General features: G+C 58.1%; 20 protein-coding genes. 4 read left to right on the forward strand and 16 right to left on the reverse strand.

What is annotated here, in order from left to right; translation table 11 throughout:
• Positions 1-127: 127 nt before the first annotated feature.
• The 13 genes from NKH17_RS28195 to NKH17_RS28255 form a co-directional block, all read right to left on the reverse strand.
• Positions 128-3,334 carry a VPS10 domain-containing protein gene (locus NKH17_RS28195; RefSeq protein ID WP_352972910.1) on the reverse strand — a complete coding sequence of 1,069 codons (3,207 nt, stop codon included), beginning with the start codon at positions 3,332-3,334 and terminating at the stop codon, positions 128-130.
• A gap of 353 nt (positions 3,335-3,687) precedes the next feature.
• The gene (locus NKH17_RS28200; protein ID WP_352972913.1) at positions 3,688-5,088 is read right to left on the reverse strand and encodes a CapA family protein; all 1,401 of its coding nucleotides are present in this window, start codon (positions 5,086-5,088) and stop codon (positions 3,688-3,690) included.
• Positions 5,089-5,123: 35 nt separating this feature from the next.
• On the reverse strand, positions 5,124-6,179 hold the full coding sequence (locus NKH17_RS28205) for an ABC transporter ATP-binding protein (protein WP_352972915.1): 1,056 nt from the start codon (positions 6,177-6,179) through the stop codon (positions 5,124-5,126).
• Positions 6,176-7,177, reverse strand: a complete 1,002-nt coding sequence (locus tag NKH17_RS28210) for an ABC transporter ATP-binding protein (RefSeq protein WP_502910634.1) — start codon at positions 7,175-7,177, stop codon at positions 6,176-6,178. The genes NKH17_RS28205 and NKH17_RS28210 overlap by 4 nt, the downstream gene beginning before the upstream one ends.
• 7 nt (positions 7,178-7,184) lie before the next feature.
• On the reverse strand, positions 7,185-8,066 hold the full coding sequence (locus tag NKH17_RS28215) for an ABC transporter permease (protein ID WP_352972918.1): 882 nt from the start codon (positions 8,064-8,066) through the stop codon (positions 7,185-7,187).
• Between the two features lies 1 nt (position 8,067).
• Entirely contained in the window at positions 8,068-9,009 is a 942-nt protein-coding gene (locus tag NKH17_RS28220; protein WP_352972921.1) for an ABC transporter permease, read from the reverse strand.
• 3 nt (positions 9,010-9,012) lie between these two features.
• Positions 9,013-10,605: an ABC transporter substrate-binding protein gene (locus NKH17_RS28225; protein WP_352972923.1), complete on the reverse strand. Its 1,593-nt coding sequence runs from the start codon at positions 10,603-10,605 to the stop codon at positions 9,013-9,015.
• Between the two features lie 612 nt (positions 10,606-11,217).
• Complete coding sequence (locus NKH17_RS28230; protein WP_352972926.1) at positions 11,218-12,702, reverse strand: M81 family metallopeptidase; 1,485 nt, start codon at positions 12,700-12,702, stop codon at positions 11,218-11,220.
• A 246-nt stretch (positions 12,703-12,948) separates the two neighbouring features.
• Positions 12,949-14,553 (reverse strand): ABC transporter substrate-binding protein, encoded by a 1,605-nt coding sequence (locus NKH17_RS28235; RefSeq protein ID WP_352972928.1) that lies wholly within the window; start codon positions 14,551-14,553, stop codon positions 12,949-12,951.
• A gap of 726 nt (positions 14,554-15,279) precedes the next feature.
• Positions 15,280-15,750, reverse strand: a complete 471-nt coding sequence (locus NKH17_RS28240) for an IS66 family transposase (RefSeq protein ID WP_352972930.1) — start codon at positions 15,748-15,750, stop codon at positions 15,280-15,282.
• Between the two features lie 69 nt (positions 15,751-15,819).
• Complete coding sequence (gene tnpB, locus NKH17_RS28245) at positions 15,820-16,173, reverse strand: IS66 family insertion sequence element accessory protein TnpB (protein WP_352972969.1); 354 nt, start codon at positions 16,171-16,173, stop codon at positions 15,820-15,822.
• On the reverse strand, positions 16,170-16,577 hold the full coding sequence (gene tnpA / locus NKH17_RS28250; protein WP_352972932.1) for an IS66-like element accessory protein TnpA: 408 nt from the start codon (positions 16,575-16,577) through the stop codon (positions 16,170-16,172). The genes tnpB and tnpA overlap by 4 nt, the downstream gene beginning before the upstream one ends.
• 394 nt (positions 16,578-16,971) lie before the next feature.
• Positions 16,972-17,835, reverse strand: coding sequence for a nitrilase-related carbon-nitrogen hydrolase (locus NKH17_RS28255; RefSeq protein WP_352972935.1), 864 nt, complete (start codon positions 17,833-17,835; stop codon positions 16,972-16,974).
• Between the two features lie 572 nt (positions 17,836-18,407).
• Here NKH17_RS28255 and NKH17_RS28260 point away from each other — a divergent pair.
• Entirely contained in the window at positions 18,408-18,605 is a 198-nt protein-coding gene (locus NKH17_RS28260; protein ID WP_352972937.1) for a hypothetical protein, read from the forward strand.
• Positions 18,606-18,615: 10 nt separating this feature from the next.
• On the opposite strand, the gene NKH17_RS28265 is transcribed toward NKH17_RS28260, so the two are convergent.
• The 3 genes from NKH17_RS28265 to NKH17_RS28275 all read right to left on the reverse strand — a co-directional run bounded on the left by NKH17_RS28265 (position 18,616) and on the right by NKH17_RS28275 (position 21,610).
• Positions 18,616-19,800, reverse strand: a complete 1,185-nt coding sequence (locus NKH17_RS28265; RefSeq protein WP_352972939.1) for a glycine C-acetyltransferase — start codon at positions 19,798-19,800, stop codon at positions 18,616-18,618.
• A gap of 66 nt (positions 19,801-19,866) precedes the next feature.
• Positions 19,867-20,826 (reverse strand): aminotransferase class IV, encoded by a 960-nt coding sequence (locus tag NKH17_RS28270; RefSeq protein ID WP_352972942.1) that lies wholly within the window; start codon positions 20,824-20,826, stop codon positions 19,867-19,869.
• A gap of 328 nt (positions 20,827-21,154) precedes the next feature.
• The gene (locus NKH17_RS28275; protein WP_352972944.1) at positions 21,155-21,610 is read right to left on the reverse strand and encodes an Lrp/AsnC family transcriptional regulator; all 456 of its coding nucleotides are present in this window, start codon (positions 21,608-21,610) and stop codon (positions 21,155-21,157) included.
• Between the two features lie 72 nt (positions 21,611-21,682).
• Here NKH17_RS28275 and NKH17_RS28280 point away from each other — a divergent pair, with 72 nt between their 5' ends.
• The 3 genes from NKH17_RS28280 (at position 21,683) to NKH17_RS28290 (ending at position 24,036) form a co-directional block, all read left to right on the forward strand.
• Complete coding sequence (locus tag NKH17_RS28280) at positions 21,683-22,183, forward strand: hypothetical protein (RefSeq protein ID WP_352972946.1); 501 nt, start codon at positions 21,683-21,685, stop codon at positions 22,181-22,183.
• A 106-nt stretch (positions 22,184-22,289) separates the two neighbouring features.
• The gene (locus NKH17_RS28285) at positions 22,290-22,448 is read left to right on the forward strand and encodes a hypothetical protein (protein ID WP_352972948.1); all 159 of its coding nucleotides are present in this window, start codon (positions 22,290-22,292) and stop codon (positions 22,446-22,448) included.
• Between the two features lie 424 nt (positions 22,449-22,872).
• Positions 22,873-24,036, forward strand: a complete 1,164-nt coding sequence (locus NKH17_RS28290; protein WP_352972950.1) for a M20/M25/M40 family metallo-hydrolase — start codon at positions 22,873-22,875, stop codon at positions 24,034-24,036.
• The last annotated feature ends 90 nt before the right edge of the window (positions 24,037-24,126 follow it).

Below are 24,126 nucleotides of genomic sequence, written 5' to 3' on the forward strand. Positions count from 1 at the left end.
GACCACGAACCCGGCGGCGATGTAGAGCATCTCGGTAGTACCGTCGCCTCCATCCGGAGCCACGCCGAAAATGCGCTCGAAAAAGTCCATATGTTTCTCCTTCCAGATGAATAAGCAATCGTATTTCTCAATCGCCAGCCCTGCTGAACCTTATGGGCTCGACGCCCGCACTCCTGAGGGCGACGTTGAGCGCCGCGGCCTCATCGTCCACAAGCACGCCAAACTTTTGAATCTCCTCTTCGACCTTCGACATGATTTCGTCAGCAACTTGGCGGGCTGGGAGCGTCGGCGCCTCGTCGGCGACCGCCACTACACTGATGAGATCGACAAGCTTGTCCTTTAAGCCAGGCGGGTTCCGCTCTTGGTCGCGCGGCGTCTCCTGCTTGATGTCGATCAGTGCTCCTTCGATTGCCTCAAGCTGCCCGACCAACGCTTGCGCACGCTCCCTAAGTGGCGTGCTATCACCGAGCCGCTTGTGCACATCCGTCGTCTGTCGCTTGATTGACCGAATGTGATTGACGGTCTGATTGAGTGCCGAAAGCCTGCCGAACAGCTCTTGCAGAAGTGCGGATTGCTCGGTGAATTCCTTCTCAGTCGTAGTTATGCGTGGATCCTTGACGACGGAGAAGCTGACCGTTTCATCCACGCCGCCAGTTTGAAGCTGGACTTTGTAGCTACCTGGAACGATGGCAGGGCCGCTCGGGTCATCGCTATCCGCCGCGAGAGGCTTGTACTTTCGGATCTCCAACGATCGGTCCAGCTTGGTCGGTCCCGGATACCTGAGATCCCAGAGGAACCGATTTAGCCCGGCCTTCGTGCCTGGCTTAGCGTGCGGGGGCAAGTCTTTATCATCGCTTGAGAAGTTGGCGATTACGCTTCCATCCGCGTTCTGAAAGGTCAGTTTGACGGGCTGTTCCGCATCGCTCGGCAACCAGTAATAGACAATCGCTCCGTCCGGCGGGTTCTCACCGCAGTCGAGACATCGGCGAGCGATCTGTCCATCTTCCAACTCCATGACCTCTGTGGCGGCACCAATTCCCCAAGTCTGGTACCCTATCCCAGCCTTGGAGATGCCGACTTTTGAAAAACCCTGCCCGGCAGCCAATGCCAGCTTGGTTCGGACTGTAGGGCGTGGCTTAATAAGCTTTACATCCTTCTGATCTGCGGCCAGTTCGCGTAATGGGGTAATGTCATCGAGGATCCAGAAGGACCGACCATGGGTGCCGGCAATGAGATCGCTTCCTTTGATCTTGAGATCGTAGACCGGAACCACGGTCAAGCCGCCGACCATGCGCGACCAACGGGCACCGTCATCGAGGCTAAAGAAAACTCCGGTTTCGGTGCCGACGAATAGCAGCCCCGGCCGAACCGGATCGGCGCGCAGCACCCGGGTGATCTCGCCTATCGGGAAGTCGCCGCTGATCGACCGCCAAGTTTTGCCACCATCCTTAGTGCGGAAAAGGTAGGGCCGGTAGTCGCAAAGTTTGTATCGCGTGGCCGCAACATAAACGGTGTCTGCATCGTGCGGGGAGATTTCGAGGGACCCAACATAGGCGAGTTCGGGCATGTCCGTCGGTGTGACGTTGCTCCATAGAACTCCCTCGTTCCTTGTCACTTGAACCAGGCCGTCATCCGTGGAAGCCCAGATCTCGCCTTTGCGGTGCCGAGATTCCACAAGCGAAGCGCAGGTGGCATGCACCTCCGCGCCGGAGTTGTCGCTGGTCAGGCCCCCCCCCGAATAGTCCTGTCTAGCCGGGTCGTTGAGGCTCAGATCGGGCGAGATCACCGTCCAACTCGACCCTTCGTCGATGCTTCGGAAGACGCGGTTCCCGCCAGCGTAAATCATATTCGGATCGTGCGGTGAGAAAGAGATCGGAAAGGTCCAGCCAAAGCGGTAGCGCATGTCCTTCGGCGCCATACTGACCGTGTATTCCGGCCAGACGTTGACCACGCGAATCTGACGGGTGCGATGGTCATAACGTTGTAGCGATGAAGTGCTGCCGGGACTTGAGCCGACCGCACCGCAATACACGATATTAGGATTCTCGGGATTGACAGCGATGAACCCACTCTCGCCGGTGCCAGGATAGGTGCAGTCGCTCAATGGAATGACCCCCCACTCCGAAGCGCTTGGGACCGAGATCGCGGTATTATCCTGCTGGGTGGCGTAGACGCGGTATGGGTATTGGTCATCGACGTCAATGCGATAGAACTGCGCCGTCGGTTGGTTGTAGATCGTCGACCAGGTCTCGCCACCGTTAAAGGTTACGCAGGCGCCTCCATCATTGCCCTGAATCATTCGCTTGGGATCAGCCGGGTCGATCCAAAGAGCGTGGTTGTCGTCGTGGGGGGTCGTGACTTCGGTGAAGCTCAACCCACCGTCAGAGGACTTCCACATTTGTAGATTGTTGACATAAACCGTTTCGGGCTGGCCAGGGTCGGCGAAAACATGAGCGTAATAAAAAGGGCGATGCATCAGATCGCGGTTCTGCGAGACCTGGATCCATTGGTCGCCATAATCGTCTGTGCGATAAAGCCCAATCTTGTCACCTTCTGCCTCAATGAGCGCGTAGACTCTACCGGATTGCGCCTCGGAAACTGAAACACCGATCTTACCGAGCAGACCACTTGGTAGCCCGTTTCGTCCGGACAACTCCTCCCAGCTATCGCCCCCGTCGAACGACCGGAACAATCCGCTTCCCGGCCCTCCGCTGTTCAGGCTCCAAAAGTTCCGACGTGTCTGCCAGGTCGTGGCAAAAAGGATGCGCGGATTCTTAGAATCCATCGAGATGTCGACTGCGCCGGCATCGGGACCGCGATAAAGGATTTTCTGCCAATTCTTACCTCCGTCCTTCGACCGAAATAAGCCGCGTTCTTCGTTGGGCCCAAATACATCGCCAAGCGCGGCCACAAAGACAAGCTCGGGGTCCTGCGGATGAATGCAAATCTTACCGATATGCCGGGTCTCTTTGAGACCGAGATGAGTCCAACTGCCACCTGCATCACTCGACCTGTAAACGCCGTCACCGTAAGAGACATCGCCTCGGATCGTCGTTTCGCCCATGCCGGCATAGATCACGTTGGGGTCCGAGCGGGCAACCTCCAGCGCTCCGACGCTTGCACTCGCAAAATAACCGTCGGATATGCAGCGCCAATAAACGCCACCGTCGGTCGTCTTCCACACACCTCCCGCGCAGGCGCCAAAATAGAACACCATCGGATGGATCGGGTCGCCCGCGACCGCCACAACGCGGCCGCCTCTGGTGGGTCCAATGCAGCGCCATTTGAGGGCCGCCAAGCCCCTCGGATCAATCACACCCATCCCCGTCTGCATCTCAGCATCCTCTATCTTTATGTTACTGCAATGAGTCCTGGAACGCGTTGAGGCGATTGGGGCATTGTCATCGCCGAAACCGCCAGGCTTCTGCGCTTGCACGTCGGAGGTGAGTCCTTCAGTTGCCATGCAACAGCATGGGAGCGCCAGTTTGACGCCAAACAACAAGGATTATTGAAACAAATGCGTCAGAAAGCTCTTCGGCGTGAAACGTAGCTTACCCCTTCTGACGAACTTGGTCCCTTTAACTTTCGACGCTGCTGGGCAAACAACAGCCAGCTCGAACGCGCGCTTCACATCGCCGTCATGTGCGCGGTCGGCTATTGCGGTGCTTCCGGCTAGCTTCGTGGGGTCTAGCTTGGCTGCAGGCGGATCGTTCCGACGCAGTTGTCGATCTCAATTTCCGTGCCGAATGGTTTAGAAAGTTCTTTAATTCTGCTTAGGATTACCTTTCCTTGTTGCGGAGGCGCCAAGCGTGGCACACCGCGGTTGGCAAATCTGGCGGTCCGACGGAGCTCAATTGGATAGAGCCGAATCTCGGCCAGCTGGTTTTCCTCGAAACGGCTCACGCTGACGACCCCTTCGTAGAACTCTGCGTCGCGAAGCGGAATGAACCCCTCTGCTGACGGATATCCCACCGCCATTTCGTGAGCACTTACCTCAGCATCGGTGTGAATTCGAGGATCCTTTTCGTGCGCGTCGAACATGTCGGCACCAACTGGGGACCTTAAGTCCTGATTGAAGAAATTACCCAAGGCATAGAAAATTGGTCGTCCCTTATAGATTTCGATACCTCTGACGTGATGGGGCCCATGATTAATATATACATCCGCTCCAGCGTCGATCAGTTTGCGCGCAAATGCTTGTTCGAAGTCAGCCGGTTCTCGGCTGAACTCGCCCGGCTCGTGCCCGTGGTTCGTGGCTACGCAGAAGTCGCTGAACTGCTTACCCTGGCGCACGTTGCGAAAAATATTGTCGACGTCGCGCGCATTTGGTTCAAAGCTGTAGCCAGGCTTTTCCCCTGCTTTGAATACTACCTCTCCAAATGGCCATTGAATGGCCACGTGCGAAGCCTCTTTGGGAGGGGGAGCATACCAGGGAAGCGCCTCTCGCACGCACCTTAGATTCTCGAGCATTTCTGGCGTCACGACGATACTTTTCGCCAAACGAAGGGGATTGAGGCCTGGTCTGCCCGGAGCCTCGCCTGCAGGATCGCAAGCACGAGCCATCGGCTCGAACGTAGCCGCAAAGGAGACTAGCGCCACTCTACCACGTGGGGTTTCAAGGAACCGGGCGGCGCCGGCCTGGGCCAGATTGTCGCCAGCACCAGCATGGACAATCCCGCTCCTATTTAGCGCGCGGCTGGTTTCGCGCATGCCTTCTACACCCCAGTCGAGAGTATGGTTGTTCGCGCGGCTGACCATGTTGAAGCCCATTTCGCGCAGATCAGGTCCCACTTCCGGAACACTGATCAAATAAGCTCCACCATACTCGGCTTGAGGGCACCCCTTGGACTCAACATCTAGGATGTTAGTTTCCAGATTTCCAAAGACGACGTCTTTGGCATCAAAAATCTTTAAGACTTCGTCCAAACCCGGATAATAGCCGTTTTTTACTGGGCGTCCGTAAAGAAGATCGCCGACCGCTGCTATTGTGAATCCATCAGCGACACTTGTCGCAATCGAACCAACCTCGTCAAAACGATCGGCATGACCAGTCGGGTGGGTGTCGTTATGGGGTCCGTTATCTTCCATGTGATTTCCATTTTCGCGAGTACAGAACGTCTTCTTTATCCAAAGATGGAGGTGTGTGATTCTCCAATCGGCGCAAGTTGATCCCCAGCAATTATATTCGACGGACCCAAGAGACCGGCAGCAGGAGCGCGCACGTGGCAGGCGACGACGCGCCCGTCGGCCATCGGCACAAGAGGCGGCACTTCGATGCGGCAACGCTCGATGGCAAGGGGGCAGCGCGGATGGAACGCGCAGCCTTTCGGCGGATTGATCGGACTTGGCACTTCGCCTTCGACCGGCACCTCCAGCCGAACGCGCGTCGGATCCGGCACCGGAGCTGCCGCGATCAGCGCCTCGGTGTAGGGGTGCACCGGTTTCGCAAAGAGCACCTCGCTCGGGGCGAGCTCCACGATCCGCCCCAGGTACATGACCGCAACGCGATGCGCGATATGCTCCACGACGCCGAGGTCATGCGAGATGAAGACGAAGGCGATGCCCATCTGCTGCTGGAGATCGAGAAGCAGGTTCAGAATCTGCGCCTGCACGGAGACATCAAGGGCTGACACCGCTTCGTCGGCGATGATGAGCGAGGGGTTGAGCGACAGGGCGCGCGCAATGCCGAGCCGCTGGCGCTGACCGCCCGACAATTCGGACGGGAGCCTATGCATCATCTCGGGCGACATTCCGACTTTTCGGAGAAGGTCCGCGGCGAGTGCCTGTCGCTGCATGCGGCTGAGACGTTCAAAATTCTCGACCGGTTCGGTGATGATCTGTCCGGCCGTGAGGCGCGGGTTCAGCGACGAGTAAGGATCCTGAAAGACCATCTGCATCCGACGGCGCCACGCGTGAAGCGCGTCCTTCTTGAGGCTCGCAATATCGGTCCCGTCGATCAGCACGCGCCCGCTAGTCGGCTGCACGAGCCGCATCAGGAGCCGCGCGACGGTGGACTTGCCGCAGCCGGATTCGCCGACGATGCAGAGTGTCTCACCCGCCTCGACGGTGAAGGATACATCCTCCACCGCCCGGATCACCGGAATGCTTTTCTTGAAGATTCCCGAGCCAAGCGGATAGTGCTTGGTCAGATTCTCGACTTTCAGCAGAGGTCCGTTCATGCGCCCATCACCTCTTCGGCGCGCCAGCAAGCTGCGGTGTGGCTCGATCCGACATCACGCAGGATGGGTGTCTTCTCGCGGCAAATGTCCATGGCGAACGGGCAGCGAGGCGCAAAGCTGCACCCGACAATGGGCTCGCGCAGACTTGGGACAATGCCGGGAATCTCGGGAAGGCGGCGCTGGCGGCCGCGTCGCGGATCCGGTACCGATCGCATGAGGCCCTGGGTGTAGGGATGCGCGGGCCGCGAAAACAGATCTATCACGTTCGCTTGTTCTACAATCCGGCCAGCATACATCACGATCACGCGTTGGCATGTCTCGGCGACAACGCCTAGATCATGCGTGATGAACATGACGGCCGTTCCCGTGCGCTCTTTCAGATCGACGATCAGCCGCAGGATCTGCGCCTGGATGGTGACGTCGAGCGCGGTCGTCGGCTCGTCGGCGATCAAGAGTTCCGGCGAGCAGGCAAGGGCCATGGCGATCATGGCACGTTGGCGCATTCCGCCTGACATTTCGTGAGGATAGTTGTTGACGCGACGCTCGGGGTCCGCAATGCGGACGAGACGAAGCATCTCCTCGGCCTTCGCCATGGCAACGGAACGGGAGGCATTCGTGTGGATCTGCACCGCTTCGGCGATCTGGTGGCCGACCGTATAGACGGGGTTCAGGCTCGTCATCGGCTCCTGGAAGATCATGGCGATCTGGTCGCCGCGGATCTTTCGCATCTCCCGATCAGACAGTTCAAGGAGGTCGCGTCCGTGAAAACGGACCTCGCCGCCAACAGTCCTGGCGCTCAGCTTCGGCAGCAGGCGAAGGATGGAGAGAGCGGTAACGCTTTTTCCGCACCCGGATTCGCCGACAACGCCGAGCGTTTCGCCTTTTTTCACCTGGAAGCTGATGCCGCCCAGGGCGCGGGTGACGCTTTCTTCGCCGTAAAAATGCGTCTCAAGGTCGCGAACGTCGAGAAGTACATCATCCTCTGCAGATTCTCGCATCAGCATGTCAGCGTCTCCGCTTTGAGCGGGGATCGAACATATCGCGCAGGCCGTCGCCAAGCAGGTTGACGGCAAGGACTGTGACGGCAAGGCAGATACCGGGGGCGAAGATCGTCAATGGGGCAATAGCGAGATACAGCCGCGAACTGGCGATCATATTGCCCCAGCTGGGGATCTCGGGCGGTACGCCCACGCCGAGGAAGCTCAGACCCGCCTCCGTCAGGATTGCACTGGCGCAGACGGTAGCGCCCTGGACCATCAGCGCAGGAATGGTACTCGGCAAGATATGCCGCCACAGCACCTTGGGCAGGCGCGCACCGCCGCAGAGCGCGGCCTCCACGTATGGACGCTCGCGAACGCCCAGAACCACTGCACGAACCAGCCGCGCGACGGCTGGCGTCTCGGGGATCGCGATCGCGACGATGAGGATGCCGATGCCGGGGCCCGTCAGGGAAATAAGGGCAATCGCCAGAAGAATGGTCGGGATTGACATCAGGCCGTCCATGACCCGCATGACAACATTGTCGAAGCTTCGGCTGTAACCTGCCATGACACCGATCAAAAGCCCGGCCACGGCTGCCGTCGCTGCCGACAGCAGCCCTACCAGGAGGGAGATGCGGGCACCGAAAATTGTTCGGGCAAAGACGTCCCGGCCCAGATTGTCGCTCCCGAACCACATCTCGGCGGAAGGCGGCTGCAGGCGCTTGAACGGATCCATGTTCACCGGATCGCCGGCGTAAAGCGGGGCGGCGAGAGCCAGAATGATCAAGAGCGCCAGGAGGCCGCCGCCTAACAGAACCAGCGGGTGCCGTCTTGCCAGACGGGGAAGATCGGATAGCTGCAGCCGAGCCATGGGCACGGATTCGCCTGGTGCGAAGATGAGCGTCATATCAATACCGGATTCGGGGATCGATCAGCGTATAGGCAAGATCGACCGTGAGGTTGATAAAGACGTACAGACCCGAAGTCAGGATGAGTACGCTCTGGATTATAGGATAGTCGCGATTGTTGATCGCATCGACGACCAGACGACCGATACCGGGTATGTTGAACACCGTTTCCGTGAGGACGACCCCGCCGATCAGATAGGCGAAGCTTATGCCGATGACGGTCAGGATCGGGACGCCGGCATTCTTCAAGGCATGATGGAAAAGCATCGCATAGGACGAAGCGCCCTTCGCAGCAGCCGTTCGCATATAGTCTTCCGAGAGGACCTCGAGCATACTCGCCCGCGTGACCCGGGCGATAAATGCAATGTACCCAAGACCTAAAGCCAAGGTGGGAAGCATTAGATGCACGAACCACGGCCACAGCCCGTCATCAATCGGGACATATCCCTGTACCGGTAGCCAGTGTACTCTGATTGCGAAGAAGTATATGAAAAAATAGCCGATGACAAAGACCGGGACAGAATAGCCAAGCGCCGAAAACACCGCTAGGAGGCGATCGATGCAGCCGCCAGTTCGCCACGCGGCAAGGATGCCGAAGGAGACCCCGACCGTCACCGAAAGGATCATTGTCAGGATCGACAGCGAAAGGGTCGGCTCAAGCCGCTGCCAGATCAACTCGAGAACGGGTCGTCCGGAAAAAATCGAGATGCCGAAATCGCCGCCGAGCATGTCGCGCACCCAACGTATGAACTGAACCGGCATAGGATCGTTCAAGCCCAGCTTTTCGCGGATGCCGGCGACCATCTCCGCCGTGGCCGACTTACCCGCGATCATGGCCGCCGGATCGCCTGGCGCGAGCCGGAGAAGCAGGAAAACGAAGATCCCAACCATCGCCATGACGGCGATGGTCGAAACCATTCTACGAAGGATGTAGGCCGCCATCGCTCAGGCTTTTTCAATGTTCCAGAGCGGAACTATATCAGGCATGCCGATGAGGCCGGTGAGCGTCTTGCGGCGCGCGATTGGCGCCGTGTATTGTCCAAGGAGAACTTCGGGCACATAGTCCCATGCAATCGCCTGCATTTTGCGCGCTAGCGAATTGCGCTCATCCACCGTCTCAACCTCGGCCCATTTTGCACGAAGGGCCTCATACTCCTCGCTGTGAGGCCAGCCGTACCATGCCTTCTCCCCATTCATTGCTAAATGGTTTGCAGTCAGTGGCTGGCCGCGATTGAAGTCACTGTCGCTTGTGATGAAGATGCTCCATCCCCCATCCTCAATAGGCCCCTTCTTTGCTCGCCGTGCGGAAACGCCACCCCAATCGCTCGGGGCAAGCTCGGAGTTGATCCCAATCTTCCGCAAAGCATCGGCTAGAATTTGCGAAGTGTTACTGCCATCGGACCAGTCAGTAGGTTGAAGTATGACGACTTTCTCGCCCGCATATCCGGCTTCCTTGAAGAGCTGCTTCGCCTTCTCTGGGTCACCGCCTTTCTTGAACCATTTGGTATTCTCGTCATTAGTTGCGAGATTACCGCTGCCAAAAAATGAAGTCACGATATTCGTGTATTTAGGGTCGGAGGAAAGGACCTGCAAAAACGCCTGTTGGTCGACCAGATGAAGCAATGCCTGGCGCGCCTTCACATTGTCGAAAGGCTTTTGCAAGGTATTAATGCGAAGGAAGAAATCTTGACCGTATTTGTACAGAATCTGAAGCTCAAGGTTCGGATCGCTCGCAATCGCCGGGAAAAGATCCGCAGGCGGCACCTCGTAATAGTCAATTTCACCTGCCTGAAGCGCAGCCACAGCAGTCTGCGGGTCACGAATATTCTGCAAGATCACGCGGTCGACCTTAACGATTTTAGCTCCAGCCAATCCATCAACCGGCTCTCGACGCGGTAAATACTTATCATTGCGTTCGTAAGTCAAACTATCGCCCGGCCTCGCCGCCGATTCATTAAATTTGAACGGTCCCGATCCGATGTTGGTGGTCACAGCTTCAGTCCCGTGCTTCTCCGCATCCTTTTCTCGCATGACGTAGAGCGGGTGGGCCAGGAAATTTGGGAGAAGACCCAGCCGTTCCTTGAGCACGATGGCGAAAGTCCTCTCGTCCTTTTTCGAGATGTCCTGGACCCGCGTCATCATAAACTGGCCCTCTGGCCTGATCTGGGACCAACGGCGAATTGAGGCCACACAATCCGCTGCCGTAACGGGGTTGCCATCGTGCCAGCCTAAGCCAGCGCGTAGCTCAAAAGTGTAAGTCTTCCTGTCATCGGATACACCCCACTTAGCCACCATCTGCGGCTGCGGAATGAATTTTGAATCGAGTGCGAACAGCGTGTCGTAGATCGCCGCCGCATGGTCGGTGGTGTCTTGCGACGTTGTAAGAACGGGGTCGAATACGCTCGGTACACCGGTCTTAACCAGGCGGACCGTCCGCGCGTCCGTTGCTGCCGTTTGCGCCCGCACCACGGAAGGCAGCGAAAAAGCCGCACTGGCCGCGATACCCGCCTTAAAGAGGCTGCGTCGAGAAATCGTCATCTTTTAGTTCCCCTTTTTTGAGCGCCGCCTTGGTCCGTTCAACCAGCGTAGCGCCTCGTTAAGCCAGGATTGAGGACTTATTGTCCATTCTTGTGGCCGCCTGATTGGATGGCGTTATAACTGAAATCTTATCACCCACGTGTGGAGAGCTCGCTTCAAATTGTTTCGACTGCTGAAATGGAGGCTTCACAAAGCGGCATTATCTGAAATGTTTGGCCATTGCCGCAGGACTGTCCTTCTAGTCACGCGAAGTGCGGCAGCGTGTGCAGCGCTTTTTCGGGCTCAACGCCTAAGTTCGCCAACGGTCGGACAAACTGACAGTCCATAGACCGCCGAATTCGCGATGCACAGCTTCCTAAGAAAAGACGCATAAGCACAATATAACCGGCAGCCGCGCCGCCATCGGCCGAGGTAGTCAGCCACAAGCGTGGGGATCGCCCAGAAACTAAACCTTCTTCCAGAAGATCTCGGGGTGTGAAGGCTTTTGCTAGTCCATCGCCTGGTACAAGGTCGCCTCCTCAAACCCGCTGCTGCGCAACTGCGCACCGGGCAGCGCCCTTGAGGTTTTTTCCAGGTTCCTCTCGGGTGTAGCCGGCTGAATTGGGACATATCTTAGAGAGTGATATCGTCAAGTGGCCAGATCGGGCGGCGGACATGCCGGTATGTGAACTCCGATCCCAACATCCCGCGCCCGTCGACCATAATCACCTCGCGGGCAATCGGTTCGAACGCAGCGCGGAAATGATGAGAGGACTTTAGCGCGATGGTCGCGCAGTGGAGCGGGTCGATGCCGAGAGAAGTGACCTGGGCGAGGTCGACCGCCTGTTCCCGCCGTGAGATCACTGCGACTTCGATGCCGCCCACACGTACCATTAGGCTCGGCCCAAAACTCTGCATGGCGCCACCACCCAAAAAGGAAGGTCCGTGGCAGCGGAAGTTTCCGTCGGTAATCGATACAATCTGCGCATCGACTTCGAGCGGACCCCCCTCCCCTTCGGGGTCGTGCTTGCCACCGAGTTTGATTCGCCCCTTGTTACCGACGCCGATGACAATGCCGGCCTGGACGGCCACGGGGTCGAAAATCGCATAAAAGGCTGCATTCTGGAGGTCCGCCGCGATCATAGCACGCAATAAGTCAGTAGCGTCACCATAAGCACCGCCGCCCGGATTATCGTTGGTATCAGCGAGCACTAGCGGCTTTGCAGCACCACACTCGCCGGATTTGGCCATCGCCACGGCCTCGGCTACGCTGGCGCCTGCCCAAGGGAAAGACACAAACTCACGTGTGGACCAAGCATAATCCATGAATTCCTCGGCGATGCGCTGTGCCTCAGCGCTGTCGCCATCAGCCGTAACGGTGACGCTCGGACCAACATCGCTAACGTCGCTCAGTTCGAACCCAGCGCAGACGCTGACCACGAGCGCTTCTCCGGCGCCCTCCAGCGCCTCGCCACGGTCAATCAGTTCGCGCATCGGGCCTATTTGGGTGCGACCACCGTCAAGACCCCCCAGCATCGGGCGCGTCGCAATGACGGTGCTAGGGCGAATCTCACCGCGAAGGGCACGGTCAAGCAGTCTCGCCCCCTGCCAAGTGCGTTCATAGTAATCTATATGAGGATACGTGCGAACGGCGATCAGGGCTGAAGCGTTCGCCGCCATCTTTGCTGTGACGTTGGCGTGTAGGTCCAGTGTGACGACGATTGGTGCGTTGGGACCAAGCATGTCCCGCAACCGGGCGAGGATTTCACCTTCCGCGTCTTCGTAGCCCTCAGCGACCATCGCACCATGCAACTCGAAGAGAGCGCCATCGCAGCCCTGGGCGCCACCTAGAAACCAGGTGCAAAGCTGTTCAAATGTTTCCGTCGTTACCGAACCTCCAGGGGTGGCTCTAGCAACGAGTGGATGAGACAGCGTCCAGCCAAATTTCTCTGCCGCCTCGAATGCCGCGCCCAACGTAGTGTGCGTGCCACGCAGAGCCGACGGAATCTCGTTGCCCAGCAACAACCCCGAGGCCCGGAAATGTTCCAGCGTAGTCGGTATTTTATTGAAAGTGTTTGTCTCTAGCCAGATCTGACCGGTCAGAATGCGGTAGCTCACGGCGACCTCTCTTCGATGAATGGAAAGCGAGTTACTTAACTCTCTAAACCAAGAACTGGCCCTCGTAGCGGGCCATAACCTAGAACGGCAACCAGCGGATGCGCACCATCATGGCCTTGGCCGACTTGACGCACTGATGGGGGGTGCCCGGCAGCATCGTGAGTAGCAGAAAAACGAGGCTCCCAACCACCTGCCAATGTCAGCGTCGACAGCGATCTGCGGGAAAAAATGACCCACCGATTGGGCTCAGGCTTTCCGCATGTTCCACATCGGAACGATCGCGGGCACGCCGATGAGACCCGTCAGGCTCTTTCGGCGGGCGATCGGCGAGATGTATTTTCCCAACCTCACATCGCCGACGAAGTCCCACCAGATCCCTTGCAGCTTGCGTGCAAGCGCTTTGCGCTCTTCGACTGTTGCGACGTTTGCCCATTTGGCCCTCAGCGCCTCATATTCGTCGTTCTTCGGCCAGCCGTACCAAGCTTGGTCGCCATTCGCGGTTAGGAGGGGATCTGTGAGCGGATCGCCAAGGGAGTAATCCATTTCCGTCGTGATGAACATGTTCCAGCCGCCATTCTCAACGGGGCCTTTGTTTGCTCGGCGCGTGGAGAGTGCACCCCAATCCATCGACGCGAGCTCGGCGTTGACCCCAATCTTCTGCAGCGCCGCCGCTAATAACTGCGAGGCACTGTCGCCCTCGTGCCAGTCCGTCGGATCTAGAATGACGACCTTCTCGCCGGCGTATCCGGCTTCCTTGAAGAGCTGCTCAGCCTTTTCCGGGTCGCCGCCCCTTTTGAACCATCCCGTATTCTCGTCGTTGAAAGCGGACGTAGTGTCTCCAAAGATAGAGGTAAGGGTACTGGAATATTTCGGATCAGGGGCCATGACGCGCATAAACGCTTCTTGATCGATCAGATGAAGGATCGCTTGACGCGCCTTAATATTGTCGAATGGCGGCTGCAGGAAATTCATGCGTACGAGCGCGTCCCAGCCGGCCTTGTCCAGAACCTGAAGTTCAAGATTGGGATCGCTTTCAACTAGGGGGTAAAGATCTGCCGGCGGCGTCTCGAAGTAATCGATCTCACCTGCTTGCAAAGCTGCCATCGCCGTCTGCTGGTCGGCGATAACGTCCCAGATGACGCGATCCACGTTGACGATCTTCCCGCCGGCCAATCCGTCGGACGGCTCCTTGCGCGGTACATATTTGTCATTGCGATCATAGGTGTAGCTTGCGCCTGGCTTAGCAAGAGCTTCGTTGAACTTAAACGGCCCCGATCCGATCGTCGTAGTTACCTGCTCGGTTGCAGGCCGATTCGCGTCCTTCTCTCGCATGACGAACAGGCACGGCGGCGTAAGATCTGCCAAGAGATCGATCAGAAGCCCAAGCGGCTCCTTAAGCGCGATAGCGAAAGTCTTGTCGTCCTTCTTCGAGATATCGCCAGCGCGCGCCATGATCAGCTGTCCGCCGGGGGCCACCTGGCCCCAACGACGGATTGATGCGACGCAGTCGGCCGCGGTGACCGGGGTACCGTCGTGCCAGCGCAGGCCGTCCCGCAGCTCGAACGTATAAGTTTTCTTGTCGTCGGAGACCTCCCATTTCTCGACCATTTGCGGCTGCGGCATGAACTTCGAGTCGAACGCGAACAGCGTATCGTAAATAGCCGCGCCGTGGTCGGCGGTGACGTTCGTTGCCGTCCAGATCGGATCGAAGATGCGCAGATCGCTCGACTTCACCATGTGCACTGTCCGCGCGCCGGCTGACACTGTCTGCGCCCGCAGCACTGAAGGGATCGATAAAGCCGTTCCGGCAGCCAAACCCGCCTTGAGGATGTCGCGTCGAGAGATTATCATGGTTTAATTCCCCTTTAGTTAGTTGAGCGGTGAACCCGCGCTTGTTTGGTCTTGTCGATACCACGATCGAGCAATTCGCCTGTCGCCTGATTGTCGGCATCTTGGGAAGAATATCCCGGGCGAGTGAGAATATACGTCAAAATGCGGCGACTGCTGAAATGTGAGCCGCACAAAGGCGATCGGTGTGAAATGCACTAGGCGCGAATCTGCTGCATTAAAACACTCACCCCGTAGCATGGCGATTTTCAAGAGAGGAACCGAGGCTCACCGCCGTGCGGGGCGCCTTCAGATGGATGACGTCGATCATGATCCGCTTCGCCCGGGCACGTTCCGGCAAGGCCTGCGAAAATGCGATCGGACGCCAGCCGGTTCCAGCGCATGAAGTGATTGTAGAGGGTCTTGTGGGGACCGGCCTCCCCCAGTGGAGACCAGGAATCACAGCTCAACCAAGATTATTAAGTACTGGCCCCAGTCGTCCCGCCAGTCGGCAGAATGGCCTGGATTTTCTTCGGAGGATTTCCCAGCTTTTGACCGCCCCTCTCCGTAGAAGTCCACCCGAAAATGTCGGGATGTCGGATGGGCGCCATCGCCGAAGGCGTAACGCCAACGTTTCGACCCGCGTTGTCCCGGCGCCATGGTGAACTGACGCTAATTATGGCGAACACCACGCGATATGCGAGACACGAGTTGCATGCAATGGGCGACCTAACTTTGCATGGCTCGACTCTATGTAAGCGCCTTACCGAACTGTGCCGGGACGACGTCGAGCCGCTCGGAGACGTCCTCGCCGATCTTCGCCATTTCACCGCAGCCGCACGGGCACAGCGTGCTCTCCGGCTCGATGACCCGCTCCACGCGTGGCAAATGGGCAGGCAGATGGCCGCGGTTACTGTTGCGCTGGCGCGTCTGGCCGCCCGACCGGCCCTTGATGATCGCCTCGGCCTTTTCCTGAGCGGCGTCGAGCACGCCCTGGGCGATCTCCACGTCTTCCAGCGGCAGGTTGTACCGTTGCGGGCTCAGTTTTTCCGATTTCGAGCCGAACTTCTCGCGCTGCAGGTCGCTGACAATGCTCTCCAGCCGGCGCCGCGCCTCCTCCGACTGGGCCAGCGCCGCCTGATGTTCGGCCAAGGCGGCTTGCGTCTCCTCCAGGAGCGCCTTTAGGACTGCATTTTCCTGCGTGAGAATCGTCAGAACCATGTGCAATTTCAATCATGTATCTGTCAGCTCAGACAACCGGAACATGCCCCCCGAGTCACTCTGCCGCAGTCATCCGGCAAGCTGCGGACGGCGGGCCCGCTCCGGTCGCACCAACCGCCAATCAAGCCCTTCAAACAGGGCCGCGAACTGGGCCGACGACAGGCGCATCACGCCGTCGCGCACCTGTGGCCAGACGAACTTGCTGCCCTCCAGACGCTTGTGGATCAGCACCATTCCCGAGTTGTCCCAGACCAGGATCTTGATCCGGTCGGCCCGCTTCGATCTGAACACAAAGGCCGCGCCGCAGAATGGGTCGAGTCCAGTCATCTCCTGCACCGCTGCAGCCAGGCCGTCATGTCCCCGGCGAAAGTCGACCGGCCGCGTCGCGACGTAGACCTTCAGCTGCGCGCCAGGCGTGATCATGTCGCGGCCCGCACCGCCCGGATCACCCACGACAGATGCCGCTCGTCGGCATCCTGCCCGACGCGGATCACGACGTTGTCCATCAGGATCTCGATCCCGGTATGCGCGTGCCGCGGCTGGGGAGGCGGCTCTTCGACCAGCAGCGCCGCAAAGCCGGGTGCTGCGGCCATGCTTTCGGGTAGTGCCAGAGATCCATTCCGCAGCCGCTTGCGCCAATCGTAGATCTGCCAGCGCGTCGCCCCGTATTTGCGCGCCACCTCCGCCAACTGGACACCGGGCATCAGGCTCTCCGCCACAATCCGCGCCTTCTCCGCGTCTGTGCGCCGCCGCCGACCCGTCGGACCTTCGATCACTTCCAGCCGACCCGCATAGCCAGCGCTTGAGACGTCCAATTGGACGCCCATTTTGCCGTCTCTTTCCATGCACACACCTCCGTCCAAATCGGAGGGATTCTTCGCATGACAAGGCCAGACTGGGCAGGGTTGAAACGGAGGGGATCAGCTAAGCGCTTACGACTCTATCCGCCGGGTTGCAGAAGAATCTGCGAAGCGGCTCCGCTTAGAAAGTACCTGTGGCTGGCGAACGCCTTGGGAGACCGGTGAAATGGAGAGCTCGCGGGAAAAGTGGCTGCCGCCGAACTTGCTCGCCGGCAGCCAAGTTGCGCTTGGGAGGAACCAGGGAAAACTCCGCACACAATCGTTCAAAAGGCGACAACTGGGGCGCGCGTCATTAAAGACCTTTTGCAGGCACAAGCCCAAGGTCTTCGTTTGACACGTTGTTCCGGCATACTCGAAGAGCCTACATAATATCGGTTTGGCAAAGCGGTGAATAAGCTTCAGGCCGCCGGTCGCGGAAGAATCCCCAACCCTGTCTCATTTCTCGCATCAATGCGGTGTCCAGTTCCGCAACGACTAGTTCGTCACCGTCCCCTCCCTGCGCAACAATGTCACCTTTGGGTCCAGCAAAAAGCGACGCCCCAAAATACTTGCCCATTTCAGTGCCCTCATCACCAACACGGTTTGGGGCGCCGACGAACATTCCGTTGGCAAATGCTGCGGTTCTAATTTCTGATTCCCAAGGGAGGCGAGCCGCAGGCCCCGTCGAAGTGGGCGTGAAAACAATCTCGGCGCCTGCGAGAGCAAGCGCTCGGTAACCCTCGGGGAAATGCCGATCATTGCAAATAACCGCCCCAATCCGACCGAACGCCGTTTGAAAGACTGGGAAACCGAGGTTACCGGGTTTGAAATACATTTTCTCCCGACACCACCCACCATCAGGGATGTGCATCTTACGGTATTTGCCAAGATAAGAGCCATCCGCATCGATGAACACCGCAGTGTTATAGTAGACGCCTGGCGCCTCTTCCTCATACATAGGAGCGACGATTACCATCCCATACCGCTTCGCCCAATCTCGGCAGCGCGTGATGGTCACACCGTCCGGTACTTTCTCAGCAGCGGAAAACCACTTTTCATCATGTCCACAGCCGAAGTAAAACTGATTGAATAATTCTTGAAAGCAAATGACCTGAACGCCCTGCGCTCCAGCGCGTTCCACAAACGCCTCATGGTCATCGAGCAGGCGATCCCGAATCGTGGAGATCTTCGCGTCGGTCGGCGCTTTAAGGCTCAGTTGCACTAGGCCGCATTTGATTAAAGTCATGTAAGTCTCCTCTCAATAAAAACATAGGCAGGGGCGAAAAGGGCCAAATGCAAGAGCGATTCAGCGGTGGAGTCAATCCAACGCTTGATAGTTACGACTTTAACGTTCCGGTGGGGAATGGATGCACCAATTTTTCTCGGTCGCTGAAACGCACGCTGCGAATTTCAGCGTGATTGCAATGTTATCGGCGCTCGGCGGCTGCAGCCTCCGCGGTGTAAAGGCGCGTATAGCGCGAACCGTCGCCGAAACCCTAACTCTGACATCCCAATCGCCTCGGCTGTAGCAATTTTCCCACGTCACGGTTCCGCGTGCCGAGTTCGGATCGTCGGGTACGACGAAGACGTTTGTCTGCCTGACCGATAGCGTGTGCCGGTGTGTGGGTGGCGCACTGTCCTGGCGTCGCTCACGACAGTGTAGGTGGTTTCGCCGGTGATGTGAGATCCGCCCCACGGGAAGAGAGCCCCTTTGCCATCTGTTCAAACACAAATCCGGCGGTAACCCTTGGTGTCGCCGCTTGAAGACCAATCTCTTGCGCTTCCCACACCTTCTCGCGGCGACTGGAGGACAATACAGTGTTGCAGCCCGGCATGGTGCTCTGCATTGAGCCTACGTTAGAGTACGAACCCGGGAAAATCGTCCTGCATGAGGAAACAGTAGTGGTCACTGAAGGAAAGCCCCAGCTGCTCACCCTACGGGCGCCGAAGCAGCTAGTCCAGATAGCTGGTGTTCTCGGCTTTCGCCCGAAGCTCTGTTCGGCGGCGTGTAGTTAGCGACCGTCAGTCATATGATCGAAAGTTCCCTTGCAACCTCCGCAAACGCCTCAACCGCACGGTTAATGTCCCCAGAGGAGTGCGCCGCCGACATCTGCGTGCGGATGCGCGCCTGGCCTTTCGGCACCACCGGGAAGGAGAAGCCGATGACATAGATGCCGCGCTTCAGCATGCGCGCCGCCATCTCCTGCGCCAATGCGGCGTCGCCCAGCATCACCGGGATAATCGGATGGTCGGCGCCAGCGAGCGTGAAGCCGAGCTTGCCCATTTGAGACCTGAACCGCGCGGCATTGGCATAGAGGCGTTCGCGTAGCGCATCGCCGTGGCGGATCATGTCGAACACTTTTATCGAGGCGCCGGCGATCGCCGGCATCAGCGTGTTGGAGAAGAGATAGGGCCGCGAGCGCTGGCGCAGCCAGTCGACCACCTGCCTCTTGCCCGATGTGTAGCCGCCGGATGCGCCGCCGAGCGCCTTGCCGAGCGTGCCGGTGATGATGTCCACCCTGCCCTCGACGCCGCAATGTTCGGCCGAGCCGCGGCCGTTTGCGCCGACGAAGCCGACCGCATGGCTGTCGTCGACCATGACCATGGCATCGTATTTCTCGGCAAGATCACAGACGCCCTTCAGATTGGCGATGATGCCGTCCATCGAGAACACGCCATCGGTGGCGATCAGCCGGAAGCGGCAATCCTTCGCTTCCTTCAGGCGCGACTCCAATTCGGCCATGTCGTTATTGGCGTAACGAAAACGCTTTGCCTTGGACAGCCGGACGCCATCAATGATCGAGGCGTGGTTCAGCGCATCGGAGATGATCGCGTCTTCCTCGCCGAGCAGCGTCTCGAACAGGCCGCCATTGGCGTCGAAACAGGAGCCGTAGAGGATGGTGTCCTCCAAGCCGAGGAAGGATGAAATCGTCGCCTCGAGCTGCTTGTGCTCCTCCTGCGTGCCGCAGATGAAGCGCACCGAGGCCATTCCGTAGCCATAGCGGTCAAGCGCCTGCTTGGCCGCCTGGCGCAACTCGGCGCTGTCGGCGAGGCCGAGATAGTTGTTGGCGCAGAAATTCAGCACCTTCTGGCCGCCGACCTTGATCTCAGCAGACTGGGTGGAGGCGATCACCCGTTCGGATTTGTAGAGGCCGGCCGATTTCAGCCCCGCGAGTTTGTTCAAGAGATGAGAATTGAAAGCGTCAGTCATCTGCAAACTCAAAGCGGCACAACCCCCAGCCGCACGGGGAGGAACGCTCGACAATATGTCGCGGTACTATGCGTAATTTACCCCCGTCGACCATGCCGGATCAGCATGCTTCTCCCAATACAGGTCTGTCAGCTGGCGAGTCAGAGCGCCAACCCTGCCGCCCCATATGACGGTCTCGTCAATCTTGGACACCGGCATAATCCCGCCCGCTGTAGACGTAATGAAAACCTCATCGGCGCCCTTCAGCTCGTTGCGATCAATGTCGCCGGCGCTGACGGATAGGCCCAGTTCGTCGCACAGATCAAATACGGTCTGCCTGGTAATGCCCGCAAGGACGCCATAAGCCGGTGTCTTCAAGCGGCCGTCTTTGACGGTGAAAACATTGAAGCCAGGCCCCTCGGCAATGTTGTCGTTGATGTCGACGATCAATGCAGTTTCGGCACCGTAGTCGTACGCATCGAACAGGCCCTTCACCAAATCGAGCCAGTGATAGTTCTTGATGGTCGGATCGATCGACTTTGGCGGGATCCGGACGGTGTTGCTGATCGCGACATGCAGGCCGCGCTCCAGCTGCTCCTTGTTGGCAACCGATCCGAAAGGCACCGCGAATGCGATGAACCTGTTCTCCGACTGGCGCGGGTCGCGGCTAAAGGTGGGCGAGCCGCCTCGCGTGCAGATCATTTCAACATAGGCCGACTTGTGCCCGGACAGCGCCACACAGGTCGATAGGATCTTTTCGATCTCACTGCGGTCGTAGGGAAGCTTCATGCGGAGCTTTTCCATTCCGCGGAAGAACCGGTCCAGGTGCAGGTCCAGCCTGAAGAACCTCCCATCCCAAACATGAACGGTGTCGTAGGTGGCGTCGGAATGCAGAAAGCCCCAGTCAAGAACGGACAGTTTAGCTTCAGACATCGGCAGGTACTGACCGTCCATGAAGGCTACGCCATGAGGATACTGACGTTGATCCCGGTGCCGCTGCTCTATGGCTGGGAGAGCCGTTTCAGGTTCGGCTGCAGCAAGTGTCATTCTTTGGTCCTCCAAATCTTGCAATCCAGGCGCTCCGCACACCCGGTCACGATTTGCCACCGCGAAAACCGCCCGGCGGCTCCGTCTCAGCAGTTCCAATGTTGGCGCACCTCGGACCGCCAGCACGCCCCGCGTGCCAGATGTCCTAAGCGCGATCGATTGCCGGCTGTGCAGGGCCATAAGCCCTTCGTGGCCGGCATCCGGTCACCCGGCGATCCAATTAAATCGCAGACTTCGATGCTGTGATTGCGATCAAAGTGGCGACCGGGCCGCAATGCACGCTTCAAAAACGGGATGGGAGTGGCGGAAACGTTCAGCCGCACAACGGCTACAACAGAACCCGAGGCTCGAACTTCACGCGGTCCAGCGCAATCATGCTCTTGAACTTGCGGACGTTGGGATTTGTGTAGAGTTTGGTCTTTACAAAAACGTCAAAGGCCTCGACGTCCTCCACTGCTACAATAAGAACGAAGTCAGCATCACCTGTCACCATGTAGCATTGAGTGACTTCTTTCGCCGCCCTCATCGCTCGCTTGAACTCATCGACTAGATCTAAACGCTCGCGATCAAGCTCCACCGTTACGACTACGGTCAGCGACTTCCCAAGCGCTTTGGGGTCAACCAGGGAGATATCAGCGGTGATAACGCCGTCGCCGCGTAACTTGTTCACGCGGCGCATGCATGAGGCAGCAGAGGATCCCACGAGGTCCGCGAGGTCGGCGAACGACAGCCTGTTGTTTTTTTGCAGGGCGCCAAGTATCCGCCGGTCAAGGTCATCCATCATGTTAATACCCTAGAGGCGAAACCACCATTACGCAAAGCGATCCGAAACGCCCGTTGCAAGATCGGACGCTCAATGAAACGCTACGCCATTCAAAAGGTGCCGCTATTGCAATCGCCGCGGAAAAGCGACCGTTTCGTTTCACCCGAATGCACATTTCGCCCAAGCTATTCCAAACGCATAGGGAATTCTGCACATGGTGCCAACCACGGCCAAGATGGCCGCGAGAAGTCGCTCAAGGGAGTCAGCATTCACCGGGCCGACGAGGTCACGGCCTGGCGCGCATCTTCATCGGAACCCCGAACTCGACTTTGCTGTGCACGAGACCTTACTGGGCTGCAGGCATGGTGTCGGGCAGCACCGATCCAGCCGAGTGTAATTTCCGTCACGAAGCTCCGCGCCTCGAATGCTTACATTGTGCTTGTCGACGAAGTCGAGCTGGCAGGAACAGTCCGCGCGTTGGCCCCTGCCCTGCGTAATTTCGCTGAGACCCAGCTGCGACCGCGCGAAAAATCGCGCAAGCTTTCGGCGGTGACATTTCCTATCGCTACCGCCGATCGGTTCCAGCCACCGTGAATGATATCGCCGCCACTGCTCTCGCCGTTCGTGCGGCAGGACTCACCGGTGTGGCTGCGGTAGATGAGAAGTTGAGGCCGGTCATGGTGCCGAGGACTTCGCTTACATGCTACAAGCCTGCCCGGGAGCGCTCATTTTCATCGGCAATGGCCCGTCGGCCGCTTTGCACAATGCCGCATACGACTTCGACGATGCGGCAATCCCATTCGGAATTGCCTATTGGGCTAACATTGTGGAGGCCGCACCAGGGATTGGCGAGGAGTAGCCGCAACATTTTCCGATGCGTCCAATTTGCGCGCACTAATCGCTTAAAAAGCTCATGACGAAATACTAAGCAACGTTTCAAAATCAATGCATTTGCGAGATCCGCACAGCTATACCCGTTTTATGGCGCAGACCTCGCGCCGCCCTCTTGCATATCAAGCTGCCGATATGTGAGGTCCCCCTAAGTATCGTCCGTTGCCCGTTCTCTAGGCACTCTCAACTTTGAAAGAGAAGCTCTTGCGGTGTAGCGCGAACTGCACAAACCACCGACGTACGGTGAATGCGCTGAGCGTTTCCAATCAAGCACGCGACGTATTTGCAACGCGACTTGCATTCGCAAAGTAGAATTGAGCGATTTTCAGTCGAGAATTGTCTTAACGTAAAACTGCCGCCCGCAATTTTGAGCCAGCCAATGAGGTGTGACGATGAAGGGCAAAAACTTAGCCATGGGGCATTCCGGCCCGATGCATAACGAAAGCGAACTTACAGCCGATGGGACGCCGCTCGCCCCGACAGACGTTCGGGCTGTATTCGGTAAGATCGTTGCAGCTCGGCACGATGCCTCAGTCGAGATGCTAAGGCAGTGGATTGCCCTTCCGACAGTAGCTCAGGAACGCTTGAACGCGACGGAGGGAGCCGAATATATGGCGACCCTTCTCAAAGAAACAGGATTTCAGCGCGTAAAGGTTGTGCCGACCAAGGGACTTCCGGGCGTTTTCGGTACCCTCGACACTGGTGCTTCTAAATGGCTCGGTATCTACTTCATGTACGATGTGATGCCGTTCGACGCTTCCGAATGGTTTTCCCCCCCTCTCGAGGGCCGTATCGTCGCCAAGCCAAAAGTCGGCAAGGTTTTGGTAGGCCGCGGCGCACAAAACCAAAAAGGGCCGCAAGCCGCTTTCCTCTCGGCCATTCGCGCCGTTCAGGCGTCGGGACGCAAGTTGCCCGTTAATATCGCCCTCATCGCCGAGGGAGAGGAGGAGATCGGATCGCCGAATTTTCGCCAGGTGACGGAGGAACCGGAGGTGCTCACCGCGCTGCGGAAATGCATAGGAGTCGTTGTTCCCGATCTTTCCCAGACGAGCAACGGCAGTATCGCACTTCTACTCGGTGCAAAAGGCACAGTAGAATTTCAACTCATCGCAAGCGGCGAGCGCTGGGGACGTGGGCCTACGATCAACATACACGCAATGGAGGCAGCTCGCGTCGACAATCCAGCTTGGCATTTGATCAAGGCGCTTGCGACCCTTGTCGAGCCCGATGGGCACACGCCCGCAATCGACGGCTGGTTCGAAAATGTTAAGCCACTGACCGATCGGCAGCGTGATCTCATCGCCCAAACCGCCCGCATTACGAGCGAGGAGGACGCAATGACCAGCCGCGGAATCAAGCACTGGATTAACGATGAAAACTATCGCGCCAGTCTCGAACGTCTCGCATCGCAGCCAACGATTAACCTTCAGGGCCTCGTCGCTGGGTATACAGGGCCCGGTGCCATGTCCGTCCTTCCCACGCGGGCCGAAGCTAAGTTTGACCTGCGTCTCGTTCCTCATCAAACGACCGAAGAACTCCTCTCAAAGCTCACATGAGGAGTGATGCGTCAAGGCAAGTTCATTTGTCCATGGCGAAACCTTTCAGGGTGCTTCATCGGTATCCAAAGTCTGAGCCATTTCGCTCGA

This window comes from Mesorhizobium sp. M1334 (assembly GCF_040317995.1).
Taxonomy (GTDB): domain Bacteria; phylum Pseudomonadota; class Alphaproteobacteria; order Rhizobiales; family Rhizobiaceae; genus Mesorhizobium.

Excerpts from the sequence above, each read along its gene's own strand:
- NKH17_RS28205 (WP_352972915.1), bottom strand. The coding sequence starts at position 6,179 with ATGAACGGACCTCTGCTGAAAGTCGAGAATCTGACCAAGCACTATCCG.
- NKH17_RS28220 (WP_352972921.1), bottom strand. The coding sequence starts at position 9,009 with ATGGCGGCCTACATCCTTCGTAGAATGGTTTCGACCATCGCCGTCATG.
- NKH17_RS28265 (WP_352972939.1), bottom strand. The coding sequence starts at position 19,800 with ATGACTGACGCTTTCAATTCTCATCTCTTGAACAAACTCGCGGGGCTG.
- NKH17_RS28240 (WP_352972930.1), bottom strand. The coding sequence starts at position 15,750 with ATGGTTCTGACGATTCTCACGCAGGAAAATGCAGTCCTAAAGGCGCTC.
- NKH17_RS28195 (WP_352972910.1), bottom strand. The coding sequence starts at position 3,334 with ATGCAGACGGGGATGGGTGTGATTGATCCGAGGGGCTTGGCGGCCCTC.
- NKH17_RS28290 (WP_352972950.1), top strand. The coding sequence starts at position 22,873 with ATGAAGGGCAAAAACTTAGCCATGGGGCATTCCGGCCCGATGCATAAC.
- tnpA (WP_352972932.1), bottom strand. The coding sequence starts at position 16,577 with ATGGGCGTCCAATTGGACGTCTCAAGCGCTGGCTATGCGGGTCGGCTG.
- NKH17_RS28225 (WP_352972923.1), bottom strand. The coding sequence starts at position 10,605 with ATGACGATTTCTCGACGCAGCCTCTTTAAGGCGGGTATCGCGGCCAGT.
- NKH17_RS28275 (WP_352972944.1), bottom strand. The coding sequence starts at position 21,610 with ATGATGGATGACCTTGACCGGCGGATACTTGGCGCCCTGCAAAAAAAC.
- NKH17_RS28270 (WP_352972942.1), bottom strand. The coding sequence starts at position 20,826 with ATGACACTTGCTGCAGCCGAACCTGAAACGGCTCTCCCAGCCATAGAG.
- NKH17_RS28210 (WP_502910634.1), bottom strand. The coding sequence starts at position 7,177 with ATGCGAGAATCTGCAGAGGATGATGTACTTCTCGACGTTCGCGACCTT.
- NKH17_RS28200 (WP_352972913.1), bottom strand. The coding sequence starts at position 5,088 with ATGGAAGATAACGGACCCCATAACGACACCCACCCGACTGGTCATGCC.
- NKH17_RS28280 (WP_352972946.1), top strand. The coding sequence starts at position 21,683 with ATGAAACGCTACGCCATTCAAAAGGTGCCGCTATTGCAATCGCCGCGG.
- NKH17_RS28215 (WP_352972918.1), bottom strand. The coding sequence starts at position 8,066 with ATGACGCTCATCTTCGCACCAGGCGAATCCGTGCCCATGGCTCGGCTG.
- NKH17_RS28285 (WP_352972948.1), top strand. The coding sequence starts at position 22,290 with ATGCTACAAGCCTGCCCGGGAGCGCTCATTTTCATCGGCAATGGCCCG.
- NKH17_RS28235 (WP_352972928.1), bottom strand. The coding sequence starts at position 14,553 with ATGATAATCTCTCGACGCGACATCCTCAAGGCGGGTTTGGCTGCCGGA.
- NKH17_RS28255 (WP_352972935.1), bottom strand. The coding sequence starts at position 17,835 with ATGACTTTAATCAAATGCGGCCTAGTGCAACTGAGCCTTAAAGCGCCG.
- tnpB (WP_352972969.1), bottom strand. The coding sequence starts at position 16,173 with ATGATCACGCCTGGCGCGCAGCTGAAGGTCTACGTCGCGACGCGGCCG.